The sequence below is a fragment of the Proteiniclasticum sp. C24MP genome (assembly GCF_043951855.1).
Lineage (GTDB): Bacteria > Bacillota > Clostridia > Clostridiales > Clostridiaceae > Proteiniclasticum.
The window spans coordinates 1-22661 of the sequence record NZ_JBINJW010000018.1 but is presented as its reverse complement, the minus strand read 5'-3'; the positions used below and the strand labels follow the sequence as shown (position 1 = coordinate 22661).

The following is a 22661-nucleotide window of genomic DNA, read 5'->3' as shown; positions in this document are numbered from 1 at the left end:
ATTTTACCCCAAATTTCTGAACTATGAAAGAAAAGACCCTCGAAAGGGCCTTTCCTTTTATCTGTTCCCGATATATTCTTCCAGCATATCCAGAAGTTCATTGAATCTTCTTATGGTCGCTTCCAGAGGCGCTTTGCTGGTCATGTCCACACCAGCAGTCTGAAGGGTCTCTACAGGATAGTCGCTTCCGCCGGTCTTCAGGAATCCGGTGAAGCGCTTCACAGCCTCTTCGCCTTCCTTCAGGATGCTTTCAGCAAAAGCGCTGGCTGCAGCATACCCTGTGGCATACTGATAAACATAGAAGTCACGATAGAAATGAGGGATTCTCGCCCATTCCACTTCGATCTCCTTATCGATGACGATGTCTTCGCCGAAGTATTTCCTGTTGAGATCCAGCCATAAAGCACTGAAGTCTTCTCCTGTCATCGGTGTTCCCTTTTGAATGGTTTCATGGGTGATCTTTTCAAATTCCGCAAACATCAGCTGTCTGAAGACGGTGGTTCGGATCTGTTCCAGCTCCTGATTCACAAGATAAAGCTTCTTCACAGGATCCTTCTCGTTCTCGATCTGGTAATGGATCAGCAGCTTTTCATTGGTGGTGGATGCCACTTCAGCTACAAACAGGGTGTAGTCCCCATAGATGAAGGGCTGATGCTTTCTTGAATAGTAGGAATGAATGGAATGGCCCATTTCATGAACCAGTGTGGATACATCTCTCAGCTTGTCATGATAGTTCAAGAGGATATACGGTTCTGTATCATAAGCACCTGAGGAGTAGGCTCCGCTTCTCTTCCCCTTGTTTTCGTAGATATCGATCCATCCGCTTTCCACACCGCTTCTGAAGATGGAAAGATATTCTTCTCCCATGGGCTTTAAGCCTTCCAGGGCAAGCTTCACGCCTTCCTCAAAGGAAATCTTTTCTTCCGGCACATCGATGATCGGTACATAAAGGTCATACATATGGATCTCATCCAGATTCAGCAGTCTCTTCTTGATGTCCACATAGCGGTGCAGGGCACCTACTCCTTCGCTGATGGTTTCCAGAGAGTTGTCGTAGACTTCCACAGGAATGTTGTTTGGACTGAGGGATGCCTCGATGGGTCCTTCATAGTTTCTCAGTTTTGCTCTCAGATTGAAGGTCTTCATGTTGGAGGAAAGCATGGTGCCGATGGTGTTCTTGTACTTTCCGTAGGTTCCGAAAAGCTCCTTGAACGCATTTTCTCTAAGGGTTCTGTCCTTATTGATGATGTAGTTGGAGTAACTTCCTTCGGTCATGGGATGCCTGTTTCCTTCTGCGTCTTCCACGTCGCTGAAGGTCATGTCCGCATTGGTGAAGATGGAGAAGATGTCATCGGGTGCATTGAGCGAATCCGAAAGCGTAGCCAGAAGCTCTTCTTTCTCCTTGCTGAGCACATGAGGCTTTTCCTTTACAATGGACTCGATATAGAACTTGTAACCTTTGAGTTCTTCATCTTCCAGGTAGCTTTTTATGGTCTCATCACTTAAGGCAAGAAGCTCCGGTACAAAGTAGCTGGCCATGGCACTGTACTCCGCCACATACTGGGCGATCTTAGACATGATGACTTGCTGCTTCGTGTTTCCCGTATCTTCATCGTTTTTCATATGCGCGTACACATACAGCTTTTCCACGATTCTTGTATATTTCTCGTAGTCCTTGAGATACGCAAGAAGGTTTTCCTTCTCATGAAGCTTGTCCTTGTAGTTCAGAAGCACTGGTGCTTCCTTTTTGACCCTTTCCAGCTCTTTTTCAAAGTCTTCATTCGATGCGTAAATGTCGTGAATTCTCCACTGATGCTTTGCATCGATCTCATTTCTCTGTTTTACTTTTTCGCTCATAGATACCTCCATAATATTTTATTTGCTCCTTCCATTATACGGCACAGAATCTCACTTTCAAAGGAAAAGCGCTCTTCTTCTATGCTCTGCATAAAGATTCTGTACTACCTGAGAGCAAAAAGAAGAATCCTTCCACCGCTCATCACGGGAAAGGATTCCAGTTTCTTACTTATTGAAGCTTTTTAAGACCTTTTCATAGGTTTCTTCCATGGTTTCCAGAAGATCACCCGTTGCTGCCAGAGGATTGATGGCTACTGTTTCACTTTCCGTTTCTCTGGCCAGAGTCTCGGAAACCTTAGGGGAAGCATTGTCCTCCAGGAAGATGGTCTTGATCCCTTCTTCTTTCACAAAGCTGATGAGATCCTCCAGGGTCTTTGGTGTAGGTTCCCCCTCCTGGAAAGGCCCTTCCACAGATTTCTGTACAAGTCCAAGCTCTCTTGTCATGTATCCGAAGGCCGCGTGACCTGTGACGAAGGCTTTCCCTTCATGTTCCCTGAATTTCTCCACATACGCTTCTCTGAGCATATTCACTTCCTCTACAAATGCACTGTAGTTCTTCTCGAAGCTCTCGCTCCCTTCAGGAAGCACTGCTGTAAGCTCGGTTTTCACATTCTCCGCCATGATGGTCAGCGCATCCAGAGACAGCCAGATATGCGGGTCGAATTCTCCATGTTCATGACCTTCTTCCGCTTCATGGTCATGGTCCTCATCCACTTCATCCAGATGAATGAGATCTACGCCCTTTGAAAGATTGATGAGTTTCAGGCTGCTGTTGCCGGAATTCTCCACGGCTCTCTCTACCCAGGGTTCCATTTCCAGACCGTTGATGAAGAGAAAATCCACTTCCGTGAGTTTTCCCATATCCTTGATGGTGGGTTCGAAATGATGGGCATCCGCACCTTCCGGAACGATTCTATAGGTTTCCACCAGGTTTCCACCGACAATCTTCACAATCTCATCCACGGGATTGATTGTGGTCGCCACTTGAATGGCCTCCAGAGTCTCTTCCTCCGGACTGTTTTCTTCCAGGGGCTCCTCATTCTGAGTTTCAGGTTCATTATTCACAGGCGATTCTTCAGAAGGCTTCGCGCTGCATCCTCCTATTACGGCAGTAAGCGCCAGTAATCCAATCACTAATTTCAATCTTTTTTTCATAACTTTTCCTCCAGTTGTTGCAAATGATTCGCATTAATGAGTATAATAGTATAAGAAATATTCATTGTCAACTACTTTTTTTTGTACTATAGTAGGGACTGAATTTTAAATTGGAGTGAAACAGATGATTGAAATCAAAAACCTTTCCTTCTCTTATACTGGAGAAGAACCCTATCTCATCAAAGATCTGACTATGACCATTCCCAGAGGACAGCTGATCTCAGTCATTGGTGAAAACGGATCAGCCAAATCGACCCTGGTGAAGCTCCTGGTGGGTCTTCTGAAGCCATTAAAAGGCAGCATCACCATGAATGTGAAGAATGTGGCCTATGTGCCTCAGCGGATGGAATCCTTCAACAAGCAGTTTCCCATCACCGTGGAGGAAGTCTACAAGATCCATCTCAAAGGGCTGGGCATCAAAGACGACACGCTCATAGACAGGTCCCTTGCGGAAGTGTCCATGACACCCTACAAGAAAAGCCTCATTGGTGATCTCTCCGGCGGGCAGACCCAGAGAATCTTCATCGGCAGAGCCCTGCTTGGCAATCCGGATCTCATCATCCTGGATGAGCCTTCCACGGGAATGGATCTCAGGAGCCAGAAGGAAGTCCGTCAGATCCTGAAGGCCCTTCGAGAAAAGAATGTATCGATTCTCACCGTGGAACACAACATCTCCGCCGCCATTCATAATTCCGACTACATCATCAGAATGGGCGACAATCAGGGTGTGCTCTACGACATCAAGACTTTCAGGACCAATATTCAGCACGAAGATGTGGACAATATGCTCGTCTTCAGGAAGGAGGAGTTCTAATGCTGGCTTATCCGTTTATGCAGAACGCGCTCATGGCGGGAGCCATGATTGCCGTACTTTGTCCCATCATCGGAATTTTTCTCGTGCTGCGAAGATACTCCATGATGGGTGATACCCTGGCTCATTCTTCTCTGGCAGGCATCGCCATCGGCATCGTCATCGGCATCAGTCCCACCATCGCTTCGGTGATTTTCACAACCCTTGCAGCGCTGCTCGTTGAATTTCTGAGAGACCGCTTCAAGCGCTACGCGGAAATCCTCATGTCCGTTGTCATGACTCTGTCTGTTGGTATCGCCATTATTCTGGTCTCCAGCGGTCAGGCCAACACCAACATCAATCAGTACCTCTTCGGAAGCATCCTCACCGTCACAAGACAGGATCTTCTTCTGGTGCTTGGGGTCACCATCGTCACGGCCATTGCCATCCTCTACTATTATAATGAACTGATCTATACGACCTTTGACGAAGACGGTGCACACATCATCAACATCAGAGTGAAGAGAATCAATTATATCTTCGCGCTGCTCATGGGTCTTGCCATATCCGTTTCCATCCGAATCACCGGTGTTCTTGTGATCTCTTCCCTCATCGTCCTGCCTGTGGCCTCTGCCATGCAGTTCAGGAAGGGATTCACAAAGACCCTCTTCATCAGCATCTTCATAGGTCTTCTGGATATCATGCTGGGCCTTGTGTTCTCCTATGTGCTGGACAGCGCACCTGGAGGCACCATCGCCATCATGAGCGTCATCACCATGCTGAGCTCCCTGCTTCTGAATCCATCGAGCAAATAGACAGTGAATAAGGAAAATGAAAATCCCACCTGCAGATCTGCAGGTGGGATGCTCTGAAGAAATCTTCGATTTTCAGTTTTACTGGTGCTTTCTATTTATCATGAAAATGATGAATCACGCGATACTCCGGAAGCTTTCCTGTCAGCGGTCTGAAATACTTCAGCGCTTCTTCGGTGATGTTCATGCCGTCTTCCGTCACCATATCAAGGGGCATGTACTTCACGTGATTGGCGATGTCTGATGCATCTGTTGATGTGTACTCCACTTCATAGGGCTCATCGGATTTTCTCACAAGAATGGAAACTTTACCGGTTTCCCCTTCCTTTGCCATGAGCAGCGCTCTTTCACCCAGACGGAACGCTTCGTCAAGGTCCACTTCCGATGCCAGGTGGAATGCGGATCTCTGCAGCGTGGAAAGTTCAAGCACCTTGACTCTGCTGGTGACGCCACCGGAAACGATGATGTTTTTCAGTGCGTTCCCTGCGCCGCCGAGCTGTGCATGACCGAAAGAGTCGTGTGCATGGGCTTTTGCCGCAGCAAGGAAGGACCCGTCTTTCAGGCGTACCCCTTCAGAGGCCACAATGTAGACATGATTCTTCTCCTTGTAGATCTCCTCCACACGCTGAAGGAACTTCTCCTCATCGAAAGGCACTTCAGGCAGGAGAATGATGTCGGCGCATCTTCTTCCATTATAGGTCGCCAGGGCACCGGAAGCAGCAAGCCATCCCGCATCTCTGCCCATGGTTTCCGTGATGAAGACACCGTTATTGGTGTAGACCATGGAATCCAGATAGCTCTCCAGAACACTTGTGGCGATGTAGCGTGCCGCGGAACCGAATCCCGGTGCATGGTCGATGACCTGAAGATCGTTGTCCACAGTCTTGGGAATACCGATGAAGTTCATGTCGATCTCATGTTCCCTGGCATAGGCAGCAAGCTTTCTTACTGTATCCTGGGAATCATTGCCGCCTGCATAGAAGAAAGCCTTTATCTCATGCTTTCTGAAGATCTCAAAAAGCTTTCTGTATTCTTCCTTGCTGTCTTCATAGTTTTTCAGCTTGTATCTGCAGGAGCCAAGGGCGGCAGAAGGAGTATGCCTGATGCTTTCGATTTCCTCTTCACTGAGCTGATTGAGATCATAGAAATCTTCCTTCAGTATTCCTTCTATGCCGTTGATTCCGGCATAGACAGTGTCAAAATATCTGATTTCGTTGTTCTTCTTCAAAAGCCCCATGACTGAAGCATTGATGACGGATGTCGGGCCGCCGGATTGAGCAATCACACAATTTTTCATTTGGATACCTCTTTCATAACATATTTCAAATTAATTCTAGCATAGAAACACTGTGAAATGAACTTGAAACGGAAACCTTATTCAAGAATCCAAAGGAATAGACTGCCGCAAGCGCGCTGATTGATAATTCCTCTCAGCCATACTATAATGAGTGCATGCAGATTGTGCATACAAGGAGAGATTTTAATGAACACCACCCAGACCCTCAAAAAGCATAATATCAAGGTCACCAGACCACGCGTGGCGATCTATGAGATTCTGGATCATGAGCTTCAGGGGATTGAAGCGGATTATATCTACAACAGATGTCTGGAAGAGAATATTTCTCTGAACCTCAGCACGGTCTATCGGACACTGGATCTTTTTGAAGAGAAGAACCTCATCGAAAAATACGATCTGGGAGAAAAGAAATACAACTACAGTCTGATCCGGCATGGGCATCATCATATCGTGGAATGTGACAACTGTCATAAAGTCATCAACCTGGACTGTCCCATGAAGCAGATCGAAGACCTCATCACAAAAGAGACCGGCTTTCATCTTACGGAGCATCATCTGGAGATGAAAGGCATCTGCAGAGAATGCATGGAAAAGCAGAAAGCGAAGAAATAACTGAATGATACGCACCGTTATCCTGGTAACGGTGCTTTTTTCATCTCCGAAACGGAAGAAGAACAGAAAGAACTGACGATGAAGAACTTAACTTTCTTAATCTCATTTCGATATTTCTTGACCTTATTTCCTGTTCTGCCTTAAAATATGAATATTAAGAAGAATAAACGAAAATAATTAAAGGCAGGTGAGATCCGGTGTAACAGTTGTTATGCCCGTACTATGGATAAAATTGATATCAGACTCATTGAACTACTTCAGAAGAACGGCCGATGTTCTCTGAAATATCTGGCGGAAGAGGTCTATCTTTCCACTCCGGCAGTATCTTCACGCATCGCAAGGCTGGAAGAGGAAGGCATCATCACCGGTTACGCCGCGTCTGTCAATCCTCATAAACTAGGCTACAACATCAAGGCCTACATCAATCTGGAAATGACACCGAAGCAGAAACCCGAATTCTACCCTTTCATTGAAGCATGTCCCAATGTTCTGGAATGCGACTGCGTCACAGGGAAATATTCCATGATCATCAAAGTCGCTTTTCATACCACCATGGAGCTGGACGCCTTCATCGGCGCCCTTCAGAAGTTCGGTAATACAGATACACAGATCGTCTTCTCCACACCAGTGGAGCACAGAGGAATCCAGAAACTGGAATAGAAATATAGAAGGCTTCCCTATGGAGGCCTTTTCCTATGCCATTTTTCACGCCCAGTTCAAATTGAGTCAATAACTTCGCAACTTCTTTCTGGTACTATAAGAGCTGTAGACGGAAGGGATTCCTGTATCAGCATCAATTATTCTGCAAAGAAAGGAATGAATAAAGAGAATGAATAAATATCTGAAGTTTTTAGTGATGATTCTCACATCAACCTTCATCATGTACTGGCTCATGTATCTGAATCTGTATGAGGCGTCTCATGTGGAGTTCAGCCAGACACGGCTTTTCATGGCGCTCATCATGGGTTCCGTCATGGCAGTGGTCATGCTCCTCTTCATGTGGAAGATGTATGAGGACAAGAAGAAGAATGCGCTGATTCTGGGAATCAGTGCCATCGTGTTTTCCCTGTCTCTGTTTCTTGTGAGAAGCCAGACCACAGTGGATCAGGTCAGCTGGATGAAAGCCATGATTCCTCATCACTCCATCGCGATTCTCACCAGCGAACGTGCGGATATCGAAGATGAGCGGGTGAAAGAACTGGCTAAGGATATCATCGAGGCGCAGGAAAGAGAAATCAAAGAAATGCAGAAACTCATTGAAGAACTGGAATAGTTTAGAAAAAGCAGAGCGATGAATACACATCGCTCTCTTTTTCAGTTGATTTCTCCAGTGATTCATCCCGTTTTCACCCGGAACGGAAAACTTCACAATTTACTGCTGATTAAAATTTCACGGAGTCTGTCAGCACCTACTGGACCGATCCGAAGGAGAATAAAGAGACCGCCGCTCTCGAAAGCGAACTGTCTCCGCCCTTTCCTGCAGACTATCCGTTAGAGTCTCAATGCATTTCCATATCGTTTCCTTGAAAAACCATATGAGATCTGCCCCTTGCAGGATAAAAATGGTTAAAATGCATACTCACCTCCTTTACGAATTCACCCCCTGTCTCTTCGAACCATATCAGTCCATGTCGAAAGATGCGTTTGTGAAATCTTCTGATATGCAAGGAAAAACAGTACATTAAATTGTGAAGTCCGCTATAATCAGAACTGGTTACAAAAGAGTGACAAAATCAGATCAAGATATTACAGGGGGAATACATGAAGAATTTCAAGCTTAAAAAACTCATAGCCACAGCAATTTTAGCATCCGTTATCACTACAACAAGTGGAACCTTTCAGGGAAGGGATACCGCCTCCGTTTATGCAGCGGAAATCGCAGGCAGCGTCACCGTGACAGCCGGAAGTCTATGGACTTACGCCAGAGCAGACTGGAATGCGAAGACACAGGTCGTCAACAGAGGAGACAGCTTCTCCTTGTCAGAAAAAATCGTAGTGGATGGAAGAGAGATGTATGGACTGACCAACGGTTTATATATCACAGCAAATCCAGCCTACATCCAGGCGGATGAAGTAGAAGTTGCCTCATCCTACAAGACCACCACAGAAAACCTCAATATGAGAACCGGTAACTCCACCAGTTACGGAATCATTCTGACCATTCCAAAAGGCAGCCAGGTTGAAGTCCTTTCCACTCTGAACGGCTGGGACCAGGTCACCTACAACGGCAAGACCGGATGGGCTTCTGCAAAGTACCTGACAGCATCAGCTGTTTCAGCACCTGCTCCTGCACCAGCACCAGCGCCTGTTTCTTCCGTCACATTCAAAAACACTACCCATAATCTGAACATGAGAACAGGAAACTCCACAGACCATTCCGTCCTGCTCACCATTCCTCAGGGTGGACGTGTTGAAGTGCTGGCATCCATGAACGGATGGGATCAGGTCCTCTACAATGGTCAGATCGGCTGGTCCTCTGCAAAATACCTGACCGCAGCAAGCAGCCAGGTCACAGGGGAAGACATCGTAAGCTATGCGAAGCAGTTCCTGGGCGTCAAATACACCTGGGGTGGAAACAGCCCTGAAGAAGGTTTTGACTGCTCCGGAATCATCAAATATGTCTACGGTCACTACGGCATCACAACCCCTAGAGTTTCCAGATACCAGGCGACATTCGGTGAAGAAGTCTCCATGGATGCCCTTCGTCCTGGAGATCTCATCTACTTCGGAAGAGATACCGTTACACACATAGGTATTTATGTAGGTGGAAACGATATGCTCCATGCTCCAGAACCAGGTAAATTTGTGGAAATCAAAGACCTGACCTGGCATGTGAACAACTACAGAATCGTAGGCGCACGCAGATATATTAAGTAACTGAGAAGAGTAAATGAATTCTGTTCATTTACTCTCTTTGCGTTTACCTTAAGTTATTACATTATTAATACAGCCTTGATAGTTCAGCCCTCCGGAAATGGTATAATCTTGTTATAAATTAACAAGCCGAATGAAAACACGGCATAAGGAGGTACATTCATGCGAGGATTAGGCATAATTGGCACAATCATAGTAATCCTGATTGTCCTTTGGCTATTGAACGTCATCTAAGGAAGATTATCTCAATAAGAAAATCAGAAAGGAGCAGGTCTCAAGTAGAGGCCTGCTCCTTTTACTTTTCTTTTCTATGGAAAGACCACTTCACCTTTCTGCATGAACTGCTCCAGAAGAAGATTCACCATCTCCCCATAGCTCTTGACACCTGAAACCTGTCCATTGCTTTTGAGATACGTGTCATTGACTTTGGTGGCCCTTTCATTGACTTCGCCTTCATAGGCATCATAGAACACCGAGTAGGCTCTAAGGTCCCTTTTCACGCCTTCGGAGTACGTCTCATAGAGTGCTCTGTAGCTTTCTCTGTCTTCCTTGTACAGTGCGTTCATGGAATTGATCAGCGCAAGCATCGTACCGGAATACCGAATCGGCTCATAGCCATGGTAGCTGCTCACAAGAAACGCCATGTAGTTGGCTTCATCCTCGTAGGCGATGCCTCTCTGGTGCGCCATCTCATGCAGCACAGTGGCCGGAAAAAGAAGATCCGGTCCTTTGATGTTCACATTGGCTTCCCCTGTAAAAGGCATGAAGATGCCGGTGATGCCGGTGTAGTTCAGCGCTTCCGATGCGATGATTCCTTTGGCGATGCCATACTCTCCCCCAAACTGCGGAAAAGCCTCGCTGAATGCATCATATCCTTCTTCAGCCAGAGCGAAGATCTCATTTCTTCTTTCAGCTAAGGTGAAGACACCCTCATCACTTTCCGAAACCTTTCCTCTCAGTTCATTGGCCCTTTCAATGAGCGCCTCATTCATCAGAATAAGCTCCTCCGTTCCGTAATTGACCCTCTCAAGTGCCAGATCCTCCCGAAGAGAAGCTCTGTTGTAGTTCAGTCCGAAGACCAGCATGAACACGAAGTAGAGCAGCGCCGCATAAGTCACGATTCTGTATAAAAGGGTGAAGAATCCCCCTGTGAAGATCTTCTTGAGCAGAAGAATAAGAAGAACCACCCCGGCCGCCACATTGGCATAGACAAAGAATTCTCCGAGAGAAACAGGCATCACACCTGTGATTCTGGAGAGGATTCGGATCAGCGCCCTGTTCCAGGAAGCCGGATAGATTCTCTCCAGAAACGCACTGTTGTCTCTCGTAAATAATCCAAGCACATAAAGAAGACCTGCCATGAGGATCCATAAATAGCCTTCACTGAGTATTCCTTTCTTTCTTCTACGAAAAACGCTCATTTTTTCATCCCTTCTCATTGCTGCAGACAACACGGACTCTGCAGTGTATTATATCTCATTTAACCATATATTCTTTACATGTACCTTAATTTTTTCCACCTGATTCTTAAGGGTGCAAAGACAGAAGACGACACATTCTCCTACTCATCGCCATGGATATAAGAAAGCATCCTGACGAAACCAGTTCGGCAGAATGCTTTTCCATGGATCAGACTCATCTTAAAGGATGCCCCTATTCTCTGGACAGATCCTCCATGAGATCCCTGACACGTTTTTCAATGAATTCATGATTCACCTTATAGGTATATTTTCCTTCCTGCTGCGACAGATAGATGAGCTTCGCCGTAACCAGATTATTCAGGTGATAGGAAATGGTGGCTGAGGACACATTGAGATTCTTCGCAATGACTTTGGTAGAGGTGATTCCTTTTGCGATGTTCATGAGTACATCGTATCGGGTTCTGTCCCCAAGATTCTTGAAAAGGGTCACCCTCTCCTGAATCTGATTCGCTTCCTTCTCACGGATGGCGATGAAAATCTTTTCGATATCACATCCCCAGGCTAGGAACGGGTGCTCACTGGCAGTATTCAGCATGATGCTGAAGGAATTGACCATGGAGATCAGCACATCCATGGGGTCTCTTGTCAGGACGTTTTCAGTGATGATACCGTTGGAGACTTCACTCAGGCTGTCTCCTTTCATTTTCATCAGTCTGTCCACGAAGTTTCTGCCGTAATCGGTGATTTCAGGCTTATACTTCTTATAGAACTTTTCAAACTCAGGGAGGATTTCCTCCATGAGGCTGATATAGGAGGCCAGGGTTTCCGCCGGATTCTGTGTGAAGGAATACAGCTGCCACTTGGCATCACTTCCGATGGACAGCTCATTTAACCATGGCATGATTTCCTGAGGGTTCTGTACCAGAAATTCCGCTTTCTCCAGGGAAGCCTTCCGGTCCTGGACGCTGGAATCCTGATCGAAATAATCCATTGCATAGAGCGCATCAAAGAGCAGTTCTTCCTCGCTTTTTTCAAGCAGGCTCCTGAGATAGTCCAGAGGATTCTCCTTGCCCATGAAAGAAGAGCGCACCATAAGAAGCTCGATGAAATCATGATTCTCATTGCTTTCAAAATAGAATTTCTTCACCCGGTCCCCATAGGGTAGGATCAGATCATACATCTCCTTCAGGATGAGATGACTGGATTCGGGCATGAATTCTATGAAGTTGTCATCCGCCTCCAGAATGTCTTTTTCCTTATAATAGAGCATTCCAGGAAACTGAAGTGCATCAAATATATAACTTTCCTTTTCGTGAAAAACAAATTTCAAGATGATCTTCCCCTCTCTTACGCCGCTTCATCGGTCTTTACGACCTTCTCGATGAAGGCTTTCTTATAGTATACCACTGCCACAAGCATGACGGTACCAAGAATCAGAAGAGGCACCATGGGGTCCATGGCATCGATCCCCGCTCCTAATGCCACCTGCCCTACAGGGGAAGCGATGGTCATGGCAAGACCCATGACGGAAGAGGTTCTTCCCATGATCTCCTTGGGCACCAGCGTGTCAAAGAGCGTACCCAGGGAAATGTTCGCCAGGGTCACGAAGATGCCGATGATGAAGGAGATGGCCAGAATCAGCACAAACGGAATCAGATGATCCTGAAACTGACTTCGGAATCCCTCTCCTGAAATGAGTCCGATGGCCATGATGAGAAAGGACACGAAGAGAAAACTGTAGATGAGCAGTTTTCCGATGTCCACTTTCCTTGCAAATCCGGAAAGTGCCATGGGGGTGACCAGCATGGACATGGACAGCACCGTGGAAAAGATCCCCACCATAAGATCACTGCCACCTAAAGTCTCCTTGATGATGAACATGAGTCCCACACTGAACAGAGACGCAAGACAGAAATTCAGCACCATGCCAAGACCGATGATGTTCCTTATGATTCTGCTGTCTCTGATGAGCCTGATCCCTTCCATAAAATCCGTTCTGAACTGTGAAAGGCTTATCTTTTCCGGTCTCTTGTGGAACTTCGGAATGTCGATGAACATTTCACTGACAGCGGAAAGCACAAAGCTCACGGAGTTTATGACAAGAATGCCGAAGATCCCGAAAATGGCATAAAGACCAGCCGCAAGAAGCGGTGCGATCATGGTGAAAAGACTGGTGATCATGGACTTGAGACTGTTGGCATCGAAAAGGTCCTCTTTCTCCACAATACTTGGCACCACCGCCGCCATGGCTGCACCAAAGAAGATCTCCGTGATTTCCAGAAGAATCACCAGCAGGTAGATGCTTGCAATACTGAGACTGCCATTCATGGAGTAATACACCGCATAGGAACCGATGAGAAGTCCATTTACAAGGTCCATGGTGACGATGCTTCTCTTTCTGTCGAACCAGTCTCCGAATACGCCAGCGATGGGTGACAGAAACAGTCTGGGCAGTATGGATATGGCCAGCATGGAACCGAAAATGGTGGCTGAGCCTGTAACGGATAGAACATATAAGGATAAAGCGAACTGCTGCATATCGCTTCCGAGAAGAGATACGGCCTTCCCAGCCATAAGCAGTGCAAAATTTCTGTTTTTCAGTAGCCCTAGTTTCATGATGTTCTCTTCCTTTCTCATTGTTTGACTTTATTATAGTCGCCTAATTTATCGATGTCAATAAAATAATTAGATAATCATCTAATTATTTTATGAGAATATCTCTTTCCACCAATGAGGCTTCTCCGATTTCACTTTTTCCCCACCGCTTTCTCTGGAATATCGAACAACAGACCTGGCACAGCAAACATTCCTTTACATCAATTCTTCCTTTCCCGTATAATAGGATTGTTGACAAGAGGTGAATGAAGAATGATAGTACTATCAACCAATAACGTGAAATTAAGCTACGGCATCGATGTGATTCTGAAATCCATCAGTCTGAGTATAAATGAGGGAGACAAGGTGGCACTCATCGGCGCCAATGGAGCCGGCAAGTCCAGCCTTTTCAAGATTCTCACCAAAGAGATCCTGGAATATGAGGGTGAAGTCTTCATCGACAAATCCAAGACCCTGGGTTATCTTTCTCAGAACATCAATCTGGAAATAGACAAGACCATCCACGAAGAAGCCCTTTCCGTGTTCTCTCATCTGATGGATATGGAAGAGAAAATGCTTCTTCTGGAAGAGGAAATGGAAAAACCCTATGACGAGAACCATCATGCGGAGCATGAGGCAGCCATCACAGACTATGTCAGGCTGCAGGAGAAGTATGACCTTCATGGAGGGCATACCTACAGAGGCGAGGTTCACAAGGTGCTGAGAGGTCTCGGCTTCACAGAGGAGGAATTCAGCAAAAGAGTCGAGATTCTTTCCGGTGGTCAGAAGACACGGGTGGCCCTGGCAAAGCTTCTTCTGTCGAGCCCTGAAATCATCCTTCTGGATGAGCCCACAAACCACCTGGACCTTTCGGCCATCGAATGGCTGGAAGAATATCTCAAGGCTTACAAAGGAACCCTTCTCATTATTTCCCATGACAGATACTTCCTGGATTCCATCACAGATCACACCTTCGAGATGATCAATGGTGAAATCTACACCTATAATGCGCCCTACTCCAAATACCTGGAGCTCAAGGAGAAGGATTACGAGATCAAGCTGAAGGCCTACAAGCATCAGCAGGAGGAAATAAAGCGTCAGGAAAAGATCATCGAGAAGTATCGCTCCTTCAACAGAGAGAAAAGCATCAAGGCTGCGGAATCCCGTCAGAAGATGCTGGATAAGATTGAACGGCTGGATGCGCCACCCAAGGCCCACAGTCCTTATAAGATCGCCTTCGATAATGAAGTGGAAAGCGGGACCGATGTGCTCATTGTGGAGAACTTAGAGAAAGCCTTTGATGAGACAAAACTTTTCAGTGATCTTAGCTTCCATATCCGTAAAGGAGACCGTATCGCCCTCATCGGAGAAAACGGACGTGGAAAGACCACTCTTTTCAAGATGATCCTAAACCGCATGAAACCGGATAAAGGCGACATCACCCTAGGCAGAAATGTGACCTTGGGGTACTACGACCAGGAGCAGAGCGATCTTCATATGGAAAAGAACGTCTTTTCCGAAATCCACGATGACTTTCCCTACCTCACGGAAACGGAGACCAGAACCTATCTGGGCAGCTTCCTCTTCCGAGGGGACGATGTGTTCAAATCCGTCGAGAACCTCTCGGGAGGAGAACGCTGCCGCGTGAATCTTCTGAAGCTCATGCTGAAGAAATCCAACTTCCTCATTCTGGATGAACCCACAAACCATCTGGATATTCCTTCCAGAGAAGCTCTGGAGGATGCCCTTCTGGAGTATGACGGAACCATCTTCGTCATCTCCCATGACCGTTACTTCCTCAATAAGGTGGTCAGAAACATCTATGAGCTGAAGGAAGACGGCATCGAGAAGTATCTCGGAAACTACACCTATTATATTGAAAAGAAAAACAATCCAAACCGCTTCCAGGGCCTGGAAGAAGCGCCTGAAAGAAACAAGACCCGTGCTCAGGAGGAGAAGAAAAAGAAGAAAGGACGAGAAAAGGATGAGCGTGCCAGAAAGAAGTACTTCAAGGATCTGGAAGAGCGTATCGGAAAACTGGAAGAAGAGAAAACCGATCTGACGCATTCTCTGACTACAGAAGAAGTCTTCTCCGACATCAGAAAGTCCATGGAAATCTCCGAAGAGATTGCCGCACACGAAAAGACCCTCGAAAAACTCTATGAGGAATGGGAAGAACTTCTTCTTGAAAGTGAAGAGTCCTGATCTCTTCTATTTGAGATGATAGAACTGAATCACAGTGCAGAGATCAGCTTCAAGACGCAGCCGCAAGGATGCGTCTTTTCTTTTCCGCTGTCTTTCCAGAAAATGTTCGTTTTCCCTTGACATCTTCTTCACAGGTATGTATTATTGTATTAATCACTTAATACAATAATACAAAAGAGGAGGACTTTCTGTGCCATGGAATTTTGATAACAGCATCCCCATCTATCTTCAGATCATACAGGAGATGAAAAGAAGAATCATACGAAAAGAACTGTCACCAGGTGAAAGGCTGGCTTCGGTAAGAGATCTGGCCAAGGAAGCAGGCGTAAACCCCAACACCATGCAGAAGGCACTGTCTGAACTGGAGACGGAAGGGCTTCTTGAAACGGAGCGCACCACAGGAAAATTCGTCACCAGTGACCAGAAGCTCATCTCGGCCCTTCGGGAAGCCTACCTGAAAGAACGGCTCAAGCCTTTCCTTACAGAACTTTATGCCCTAGGACTTTCCGAAGAAGAACTCATGACCCTCATCCGATCACAGTACAAGGAGGCAAAAAAATGACCCAGTCCATCATAGAATTTCAGAATCTAAGTAAGACATTCGGTAAAACGAAAGCCGTGGACAATCTGTCCCTGTCCATCGCGCCCGGAAAGATCATCGGACTTCTCGGCCCAAACGGCAGTGGAAAGTCCACACTATTCAAGCTCATCAATGGTCTTCTGGAACCCACCAAGGGACAGGTCCTCATTGAAGGAAAAGCCCCTTCCATAGAGTCAAAGAAAATCATTTCCTATCTGCCGGAAAGAACCTATCTCAACGACTGGATGAAAATACGAGACATCCTGAATTTCTTCAAGGATTTCTACGAGGATTTCGACCTGGTCAAAGCAAAGGATATGCTGAGGGTACTGAATCTTGATGAAAACCATCCGCTGAAGACCTTATCCAAAGGCAACAAAGAGAAGGTCCAGCTGATTCTGGTCATGTCCAGAAAAGCAAAGGTCTATCTTCTGGATGAACCCATCGGCGGAGTGGACCCTGCAGCCAGAGACTTCATTCTGGAGACCATCTTAAGCAACTATCAGGAAGATGCCACCATGATCATCTCCACGCATCTGATCAGTGACATCGAGAAAGTCTTTGATGAAGTGATTCTGCTGCAAAGCGGCAGCGTATATGATTATGACAGCGTGGATTCCATCCGGGAGAAAACCGGAAAGTCTGTTGACGAACTGTTCAGGGAGGTGTTCCGATGCTAGGTAAACTGATGAAATATGAGCTACGCGCCACAGCACGCTATTTTCTTCCCATCTACGGCGCAATCATTGTGTTCTCCATGCTCATCGGCATCAGAGGAATGAGTGAAACCTATATGAATGTGCTCAGTGTCATTCTGCCCATGGCTCTTGGACTGAGTTTCATGGGACTGGGCGTCATGACGCTGATCATGGTGGTGAAAAGATTCGACAGCAATCTGCTCGGAGACGAAGGCTATCTCATGTTCACCCTGCCGGTGAAATCCAAAAGCATCATTATCTCCAAGCTCCTCACTTCCATGATCTGGATCATTTCAAGTTCTCTGGTGTTTTTCCTTTCCATGGGGATCATCACCTGGAGAGAGTTCAACCTGAGAGAAATCCTTGAAGAGCTTTCTCAGCTTCAGCTGGATCCCTACTTCCTGGTGATATTCGTCCTTGTAATCCTCATGAGCATCCTGCAGTTCCTGCTTCAGGTCTATGCCTCCCTAGGCATTGCTCAGGCTTACAGCATCAGCAAGAATCGAATACTAGGTGGAACACTCATCTTCATCCTGTTCTCCATCGTGATCAACATGATAGAAACTATGGCCACCGTAGGATTCACTTTCCTGTTCGGAGACAATCAGTGGTTTGCTGACCTGGTCCGTATGGCGGAGTCCAATGACTTTGTCACAGTATTCTCCACCATACAGCTGTTCTTCACCATTCTGCTGGTTTATCTCATTCTGAAGAATATTCTTTTCTACTTCCTCACGAAATATCATCTACAGAAGAAACTGAACCTGGAATAAGACAAAAAAATCCTGCACTCCGTCATGGAGCTGCAGGATTTCTGCTTTCATAAATATTTCTTTTCCCGATAAAGATGTATTTCCCAGTGCGTACTCTGCATCATCTGTCTTATTATTTTGCAGGCTTTCGCATCAGAGCGTCTTCCGTGAGAATGGTCTCCCTTTCCACTGCATGATCTGATACGGATCTCACCAGCAGGATACCCGTAAGGATGCCCAGAATACTGCGGACGCCTTCCTGGTTTACCAGGGAGAAGACGCCACTGCTTCCTGCAGCGGATAGGCCCAGACGCACAGGCAGGAGGAGGAGAATCAGAATAAGAATGGCGAAGACCAGAAGAATCGGATGAAATACCACGCCTCTCCTGAAAACAGCCATTACCTTTCTGAATTCAATCAGCGCCCCGAAAAGAATCAGCAGAAAGAGCTCTGCAGTCCTCAGCATATAAAATTTCTGAACCTCGCTGTAGAGGATGCTCTCCTTCATCGGTGCGCTGAGAAGCGACAGCAGGTAGAGAATAAGTAGTCCTGTCAGCAGTACCGGCAGTATCATCTGAAACCTGTTCTTCTTCATAGTGTCTCCTTTCCTGCAGAAAGTGATATACATCAATATATTTACAAATAGTATACTTGCACCTATTTTAATATATACCGCATTATCTGTAAAGGAAAAACCCCGAAAAGATCGATCAAATTTGACCTGGGTCAAATCTTTCTCTCCTTCTCAGGTGTATGCTTAGGTCATAGTAAGAAACACTTTTGATCACACATTAGGAGGAAAACATAAATGAGAGAAATCGCAGATAAAGTATACTGGGCCGGTAAAGTGGACGACAGAAAGGTTCCCTTCCATAGACTGATTCTGGAAAAAGGAACCAGCTACAACGCCTACCTGATCAAAGATGAAAAGACAGCCCTCATCGATACCGTGGACATGCTCTACGGAAAAGAGTTCGTGGATGGCCTCGGCAGCGAGATGGATCTTCTGGCTCTGGACTATATCATTGTGAACCATACAGAGCCTGACCACTCCGGCGCACTGGGTGCACTGGCAAGAAAGGCGACGAATGCGAAGATCGTCTGCACCGCCTACGCCGTCTATGAACTCATGGAGATGTACAAGATCGACAAGGAGAGATTCATGGTGGTACAGACCGGAGATGAAATCAGCTTAGGCGAAAAGACCCTGGTGTTCCACGAAACACCATTCCTGCATACGGAAGAAACCATGGTGACCTATCTCAAGGAAGAGAAGATTCTCTTCCCCTGCGACATCTTCTCCACCCACGTGGCGGACAAGGATGCCCTCAGCGTATCCGAGCTGGAAAATGCCGATTCCATCCTGGAGGACTTCAAAGTCTACTACAAGCTCATCATGGATCCCCATAGAAGATATGTGCTGCCTATGATCGATGTGGTGAAGAAGCTGGACATAAAGATGATTGCTCCATCCCACGGATACATCCTGGATCAGAACGTAGACAAGTACATTGGAATCTATGAGGAAAATGCACTGGAGTCCAAGGAAAACGTCAAAGCACTGATTCTCTTCAACACCATGAGCGGAAACACCAAGAAGATGGCCAGAATGCTGGAAAACGAACTTCTGGAACACGGCTTCGAGGTGGAAAGCATCAACACAGAGAAGGCGGAACTGGAAGAGGTTCTGACGAAGATCCAGTATGCCGACGGCGTGCTCTTCGGCACATCCACCAAGTATGCGGATATTCCTGGAAACCTGGAAGCGATTCTCAAGGAACTCAAAGACCTGGAAGTGGAAGGAAAACCAGCAGCTGCCTTCGGCTCCTACGGCTGGTCCGGAGAAGCGGTGGAAGTGGTTCAGGATTATCTCACCGGTGCAGGCATGAAGGCACTGAGATCATCCGATGTCATCAAATCCACAGGAATGGCCAATATCGAATTCCCGCTGAGAATCAGATTCAATCCTGAAAACAGCACTAAGGAAATCAAACTCGCTGCCTCTGTATTTGCAGACGCAATCAGATTTTAGGAGGAACCTCAATGAACCTGCTTGAACATAGCATCAATACCCTGGTGAAAGAAGACATCCGCATGGCAAGTTTCTTTCAGAATGAAAAGATCGATTTCTGCTGCAACGGCCACAGAAATCTCGGTGAAGTACTCAAGGAAAAAGGAGTCGATGAAAAACGCTTTATGAATGATTTGAACGAATACAAGGAAGCCCTGGACGGAAACGGTGAGAAGGTGAACTTCTACAATCAGATGGACAACGAGGAGCTCATCGGATACATCCGTTCCACCCATCACACCTACACAAGAAGTGTGCTGAAGGACCTGGATCAGTATGTGGCTGCCATCGTAAAGGCTCACTACAGACATGACAAGCCGCTCCTTCTGGCCATCAACAGCCTCTATGGAAAGCTTCGCGTGGAGCTCCATGAGCATCTCATCAAAGAAGAAGTGGACCTCTTCCCCCTGATCATGGACGAGCGTTTCGTAGAAGCAAAGAAAGAGATTGAAATCACGGAAGACGAGCATGATGCGGCAGGCAATCTCCTGGCTGAACTGAGAAAAATCACCAATGACTATACCCTTCCTGAATGGGCCTGCACCACATTCAGTGCCACCTATCACAACCTGCAGGCACTGGAGAGTGATCTTTTCAGACACATCTTCCTGGAAAACTCCATTCTCTTTGAAAGATTTTAGACAGTCTCGATTCTGACAGCAATAAATATATGAACACCCCTGTGCTTTGCCTTTTACTCTGTATCTCCGCAGTCGCTTATACCTCTGCGCTGGCCCCCTGGATTTCATTCTGCAGATGGTCCATATTCTCCTACCTGATACAGTCAAACTTCTGACGCTTTCCAGATTCAGCCCCCTTCTCCATTGGTAAGAATAAACACAAATCATCAATATATGATATAACCGGAGTTTCAGCAAAAAATTAAAAGACTAGGAAGCTACAACCATTTATTATCAATGGTTATCGAAGTTTTCTAGTCTTGTTTTTATGGATTATTTTTCTGTGTTTTTAGTACCAATTATTCGGTTCATTTCTTTCTTGAGCTTATTTTTCAACTGAACCAGATCGGATCGGGTGCATCGCGCCCCCGGATGTTCAAATCCAAATGCTCTCAGAATCAGATCGAGATCATCTGTAGGTCTGGTTAATCTGTAGCTTCCATCCTTTTCCTGAGCGCTCTGGAAGGTTCTCAACGCTTCCTGTACTCTTGATGCGCTCAATCCCTCTTCCCAGTCAAATGTATGAGTCGTCTCCAGTCCCTTATGTCTCAGAATCTGTCTCTGGATGATTCTCATCATGAGGAGAGCGGTGAAACAGACCAGAAAATGCGCTTCGATATGTTCTTCCTTCTGGACACGAATCGGTCTTCCCTTGAAGTCGCTTTTTACGGTCCGGAAGCAGTTTTCTATTCTGGTGAGACCTCTGTAGATATCGATGATTTCATCATCGGATTTATCAATCTCCGATGTCACAATCATGTAGTAGCCGAAGTATCGGCTGTACTCCTTAACCTTCTCTTCCTTCACAAACTGCAGTGCCTTGGTGTCGAGGATTTCTCCTGTTTCCTTATCCACGTGACAGGTCTCAACAAACTTCGAGAGCCCTTTGAACCGGCTCACTGGAAAACGTTCAGGTGCCTCTACGAACTCTTCCAGCATTTTGAGAAAACTCTCGTTTTCCTTCATTTCACGGTTGTAGAATTTGCGGCTCCAGTAAACGACCTGTTTCTGCTTCAGTGTAACGTATTGCCCTTGCTCATTCTTGACCTTCTTTGTGACGACCCGGGATTTCACTCTGAAATCATCACCTGGTTCACCACTGAATCCTTCCGGATTCGTTGTCCAGTCTTTTTCCTCTTTGTTCGATTTCTTGATGCTCTTACTCATGACATATCCGTTGTCCTTCAGTGCCAGTATATTCTTGTAGTTGATCATCCCACGATCAGCCACAACGATCACACGGTCGAGCGCAAGCTCGGTTTCAAGCCTGCTGAGAGATGGCTGGAATGTACTGTGATCCAGCGTGTTTCCAGGATATAGATCATAGGTGATCGGAAGTCCTTCCCGGTCTATGAGCAGTCCCATCTGTACCAGTGGCTGTTTCCTGTTCTCCTTGCTCACACCTTTCTTTCGGAATCCTTTTCTGACCAGATTTCCATCTGCATCAAGCTGATCCGGATCATTCTCATCAATCTTAAAATAATAGTTTGTCACATCGTAATAGGTCAGATCTGTTCTTCTGCCAGAGCGGCTGAGAACAGTGTTGAATCTCTGAAGCAGAGCGCTTTTTACTGCTGCAAGTTCAGTAAGAGAATAGTATATATGGTGATGGTTCTCCTCTTCGGTTACCGGAAAAGCATACGTATCTCTTCGCTTGAATGTCTGGAATCTGGATTGAGGATCTAGAATCCGGCCATGAACCATCAGCTTGGACAGGCCAAGCAGATCATAAGGAATCCGATTTCTCGATTTATGTCTCGTCAGGACGGAAGGTCCTTCGAGACTATCAAACAATGCTTCCAGAAGAAGAAACCCAAGATTCTTCGGTTCCAGGTAGTCCGCATCTGATGAGTCAGCATTTTTTCTTTCACCATCGACATAAGCCTGCAGCTCAGGAATAATCGGAGTTCCCTTTGAGAAGGATTCCCTGAGACGCTTCAGAAAATCTGGCTCTCCATCATCATATTTCTTGATGTTGCCCAGACTCAGTATGATCTTCTTCTTTACAGCTGTTTTCCCGTCGCCTCGCGCGACGACGATGCTCTCTGCAAGGCGGATGTAGGTCTGATTATTAACGGAGTAGGATTCGATATGCATAGAACAACCCTCCGCATTGGTACTAAGTATCAATATATTATATCATTAAACAAGCGAAAAGTAAAGCCCTGGCCCCCTGGATTTCATTCTGCAGATGGTCCATATTCTCCTACCTGATACAGTCAAACTTCTGACGCTTTCCAGATTCAGCCCTCTTCTCCATTG

The 22661-nt window shown here is 46.3% G+C and carries 20 protein-coding genes; 12 read left to right on the top strand and 8 right to left on the bottom strand.

Annotated elements, in window-relative coordinates; translation table 11 throughout:
- Window positions 1-57 precede the first annotated feature (57 nt).
- Both pepF and ACHAL6_RS11415 read right to left on the bottom strand, forming a co-directional pair.
- On the bottom strand, window positions 58-1857 hold the full coding sequence (pepF, locus tag ACHAL6_RS11420; RefSeq protein ID WP_395270801.1) for an oligoendopeptidase F: 1800 nt from the start codon (window positions 1855-1857) through the stop codon (window positions 58-60).
- Between the two features lie 165 nt (window positions 1858-2022).
- A complete protein-coding gene (locus tag ACHAL6_RS11415) occupies window positions 2023-3012 on the bottom strand; it encodes a metal ABC transporter substrate-binding protein (protein WP_395270800.1) in 990 nt (329 codons plus the stop codon).
- Window positions 3013-3136: 124 nt separating this feature from the next.
- Here ACHAL6_RS11415 and ACHAL6_RS11410 point away from each other — a divergent pair, with 124 nt between their 5' ends.
- Window positions 3137-3826, top strand: coding sequence for a metal ABC transporter ATP-binding protein (locus ACHAL6_RS11410; protein WP_395270799.1), 690 nt, complete (start codon window positions 3137-3139; stop codon window positions 3824-3826).
- Window positions 3826-4617: a metal ABC transporter permease gene (locus ACHAL6_RS11405; protein WP_395270798.1), complete on the top strand. Its 792-nt coding sequence runs from the start codon at window positions 3826-3828 to the stop codon at window positions 4615-4617. Before ACHAL6_RS11410 ends, ACHAL6_RS11405 begins: the two co-directional genes overlap by 1 nt.
- Before the next feature lie 91 nt (window positions 4618-4708).
- Here ACHAL6_RS11405 and ACHAL6_RS11400 read toward each other — a convergent pair whose 3' ends face one another.
- Complete coding sequence (locus tag ACHAL6_RS11400; RefSeq protein WP_395270797.1) at window positions 4709-5911, bottom strand: 6-phosphofructokinase; 1203 nt, start codon at window positions 5909-5911, stop codon at window positions 4709-4711.
- Between the two features lie 186 nt (window positions 5912-6097).
- Between ACHAL6_RS11400 and ACHAL6_RS11395 the strand changes: the two genes are divergently transcribed.
- The 4 genes from ACHAL6_RS11395 to ACHAL6_RS11380 all read left to right on the top strand — a co-directional run bounded on the left by ACHAL6_RS11395 (window position 6098) and on the right by ACHAL6_RS11380 (window position 9400).
- Window positions 6098-6523 carry a Fur family transcriptional regulator gene (locus tag ACHAL6_RS11395; RefSeq protein ID WP_395270796.1) on the top strand — a complete coding sequence of 142 codons (426 nt, stop codon included), beginning with the start codon at window positions 6098-6100 and terminating at the stop codon, window positions 6521-6523.
- A 222-nt stretch (window positions 6524-6745) separates the two neighbouring features.
- Window positions 6746-7183, top strand: coding sequence for an Lrp/AsnC family transcriptional regulator (locus tag ACHAL6_RS11390; protein WP_395270795.1), 438 nt, complete (start codon window positions 6746-6748; stop codon window positions 7181-7183).
- Between the two features lie 169 nt (window positions 7184-7352).
- On the top strand, window positions 7353-7796 hold the full coding sequence (locus ACHAL6_RS11385) for a DUF305 domain-containing protein (protein WP_395270794.1): 444 nt from the start codon (window positions 7353-7355) through the stop codon (window positions 7794-7796).
- Window positions 7797-8284: 488 nt separating this feature from the next.
- A complete protein-coding gene (locus ACHAL6_RS11380; RefSeq protein WP_395270793.1) occupies window positions 8285-9400 on the top strand; it encodes an SH3 domain-containing protein in 1116 nt (371 codons plus the stop codon).
- 305 nt (window positions 9401-9705) lie between these two features.
- Here the strand turns inward: ACHAL6_RS11380 and ACHAL6_RS11375 are convergent, their stop codons facing one another.
- The 3 genes from ACHAL6_RS11375 to ACHAL6_RS11365 form a co-directional block, all read right to left on the bottom strand.
- Complete coding sequence (locus tag ACHAL6_RS11375; RefSeq protein WP_395270792.1) at window positions 9706-10818, bottom strand: DUF3810 domain-containing protein; 1113 nt, start codon at window positions 10816-10818, stop codon at window positions 9706-9708.
- Window positions 10819-11050: 232 nt separating this feature from the next.
- Window positions 11051-12148: an ArsR/SmtB family transcription factor gene (locus tag ACHAL6_RS11370; protein ID WP_395270791.1), complete on the bottom strand. Its 1098-nt coding sequence runs from the start codon at window positions 12146-12148 to the stop codon at window positions 11051-11053.
- A gap of 17 nt (window positions 12149-12165) precedes the next feature.
- Complete coding sequence (locus ACHAL6_RS11365) at window positions 12166-13434, bottom strand: MFS transporter (RefSeq protein ID WP_395270790.1); 1269 nt, start codon at window positions 13432-13434, stop codon at window positions 12166-12168.
- A 252-nt stretch (window positions 13435-13686) separates the two neighbouring features.
- Between ACHAL6_RS11365 and ACHAL6_RS11360 the strand changes: the two genes are divergently transcribed.
- The 4 genes from ACHAL6_RS11360 to ACHAL6_RS11345 all read left to right on the top strand — a co-directional run bounded on the left by ACHAL6_RS11360 (window position 13687) and on the right by ACHAL6_RS11345 (window position 17669).
- Window positions 13687-15618 carry an ABC-F family ATP-binding cassette domain-containing protein gene (locus tag ACHAL6_RS11360; RefSeq protein ID WP_395270789.1) on the top strand — a complete coding sequence of 644 codons (1932 nt, stop codon included), beginning with the start codon at window positions 13687-13689 and terminating at the stop codon, window positions 15616-15618.
- A gap of 190 nt (window positions 15619-15808) precedes the next feature.
- Complete coding sequence (locus ACHAL6_RS11355; RefSeq protein WP_395270788.1) at window positions 15809-16180, top strand: GntR family transcriptional regulator; 372 nt, start codon at window positions 15809-15811, stop codon at window positions 16178-16180.
- Complete coding sequence (locus tag ACHAL6_RS11350; RefSeq protein ID WP_395270787.1) at window positions 16177-16878, top strand: ABC transporter ATP-binding protein; 702 nt, start codon at window positions 16177-16179, stop codon at window positions 16876-16878. The genes ACHAL6_RS11355 and ACHAL6_RS11350 overlap by 4 nt, the downstream gene beginning before the upstream one ends.
- On the top strand, window positions 16872-17669 hold the full coding sequence (locus tag ACHAL6_RS11345; protein ID WP_395270786.1) for a hypothetical protein: 798 nt from the start codon (window positions 16872-16874) through the stop codon (window positions 17667-17669). Before ACHAL6_RS11350 ends, ACHAL6_RS11345 begins: the two co-directional genes overlap by 7 nt.
- Before the next feature lie 112 nt (window positions 17670-17781).
- On the opposite strand, the gene ACHAL6_RS11340 is transcribed toward ACHAL6_RS11345, so the two are convergent.
- Window positions 17782-18243 carry a hypothetical protein gene (locus ACHAL6_RS11340; protein ID WP_395270785.1) on the bottom strand — a complete coding sequence of 154 codons (462 nt, stop codon included), beginning with the start codon at window positions 18241-18243 and terminating at the stop codon, window positions 17782-17784.
- Window positions 18244-18456: 213 nt separating this feature from the next.
- On the opposite strand from ACHAL6_RS11340, the gene ACHAL6_RS11335 reads away from it, so the two are divergent.
- Complete coding sequence (locus ACHAL6_RS11335) at window positions 18457-19680, top strand: FprA family A-type flavoprotein (RefSeq protein ID WP_395270784.1); 1224 nt, start codon at window positions 18457-18459, stop codon at window positions 19678-19680.
- A gap of 11 nt (window positions 19681-19691) precedes the next feature.
- Entirely contained in the window at window positions 19692-20360 is a 669-nt protein-coding gene (gene ric, locus ACHAL6_RS11330; protein ID WP_395270783.1) for an iron-sulfur cluster repair di-iron protein, read from the top strand.
- A 312-nt stretch (window positions 20361-20672) separates the two neighbouring features.
- Here the strand turns inward: ric and ACHAL6_RS11325 are convergent, their stop codons facing one another.
- A complete protein-coding gene (locus ACHAL6_RS11325) occupies window positions 20673-22496 on the bottom strand; it encodes an IS1634 family transposase (protein WP_395270782.1) in 1824 nt (607 codons plus the stop codon).
- Window positions 22497-22661: the final 165 nt, after the last annotated feature.

What these genes read in the sequence shown, in the direction of transcription:
- pepF (WP_395270801.1), bottom strand. Translation starts at nt 1,857, where the DNA reads ATGAGCGAAAAAGTAAAACAGAGAAATGAGATCGATGCAAAGCATCAG.
- ACHAL6_RS11415 (WP_395270800.1), bottom strand. Translation starts at nt 3,012, where the DNA reads ATGAAAAAAAGATTGAAATTAGTGATTGGATTACTGGCGCTTACTGCC.
- ACHAL6_RS11410 (WP_395270799.1), top strand. Translation starts at nt 3,137, where the DNA reads ATGATTGAAATCAAAAACCTTTCCTTCTCTTATACTGGAGAAGAACCC.
- ACHAL6_RS11405 (WP_395270798.1), top strand. Translation starts at nt 3,826, where the DNA reads ATGCTGGCTTATCCGTTTATGCAGAACGCGCTCATGGCGGGAGCCATG.
- ACHAL6_RS11400 (WP_395270797.1), bottom strand. Translation starts at nt 5,911, where the DNA reads ATGAAAAATTGTGTGATTGCTCAATCCGGCGGCCCGACATCCGTCATC.
- ACHAL6_RS11395 (WP_395270796.1), top strand. Translation starts at nt 6,098, where the DNA reads ATGAACACCACCCAGACCCTCAAAAAGCATAATATCAAGGTCACCAGA.
- ACHAL6_RS11390 (WP_395270795.1), top strand. Translation starts at nt 6,746, where the DNA reads ATGGATAAAATTGATATCAGACTCATTGAACTACTTCAGAAGAACGGC.
- ACHAL6_RS11385 (WP_395270794.1), top strand. Translation starts at nt 7,353, where the DNA reads ATGAATAAATATCTGAAGTTTTTAGTGATGATTCTCACATCAACCTTC.
- ACHAL6_RS11380 (WP_395270793.1), top strand. Translation starts at nt 8,285, where the DNA reads ATGAAGAATTTCAAGCTTAAAAAACTCATAGCCACAGCAATTTTAGCA.
- ACHAL6_RS11375 (WP_395270792.1), bottom strand. Translation starts at nt 10,818, where the DNA reads ATGAGCGTTTTTCGTAGAAGAAAGAAAGGAATACTCAGTGAAGGCTAT.
- ACHAL6_RS11365 (WP_395270790.1), bottom strand. Translation starts at nt 13,434, where the DNA reads ATGAAACTAGGGCTACTGAAAAACAGAAATTTTGCACTGCTTATGGCT.
- ACHAL6_RS11360 (WP_395270789.1), top strand. Translation starts at nt 13,687, where the DNA reads ATGATAGTACTATCAACCAATAACGTGAAATTAAGCTACGGCATCGAT.
- ACHAL6_RS11350 (WP_395270787.1), top strand. Translation starts at nt 16,177, where the DNA reads ATGACCCAGTCCATCATAGAATTTCAGAATCTAAGTAAGACATTCGGT.
- ACHAL6_RS11345 (WP_395270786.1), top strand. Translation starts at nt 16,872, where the DNA reads ATGCTAGGTAAACTGATGAAATATGAGCTACGCGCCACAGCACGCTAT.
- ACHAL6_RS11340 (WP_395270785.1), bottom strand. Translation starts at nt 18,243, where the DNA reads ATGAAGAAGAACAGGTTTCAGATGATACTGCCGGTACTGCTGACAGGA.
- ACHAL6_RS11335 (WP_395270784.1), top strand. Translation starts at nt 18,457, where the DNA reads ATGAGAGAAATCGCAGATAAAGTATACTGGGCCGGTAAAGTGGACGAC.
- ric (WP_395270783.1), top strand. Translation starts at nt 19,692, where the DNA reads ATGAACCTGCTTGAACATAGCATCAATACCCTGGTGAAAGAAGACATC.
- ACHAL6_RS11325 (WP_395270782.1), bottom strand. Translation starts at nt 22,496, where the DNA reads ATGCATATCGAATCCTACTCCGTTAATAATCAGACCTACATCCGCCTT.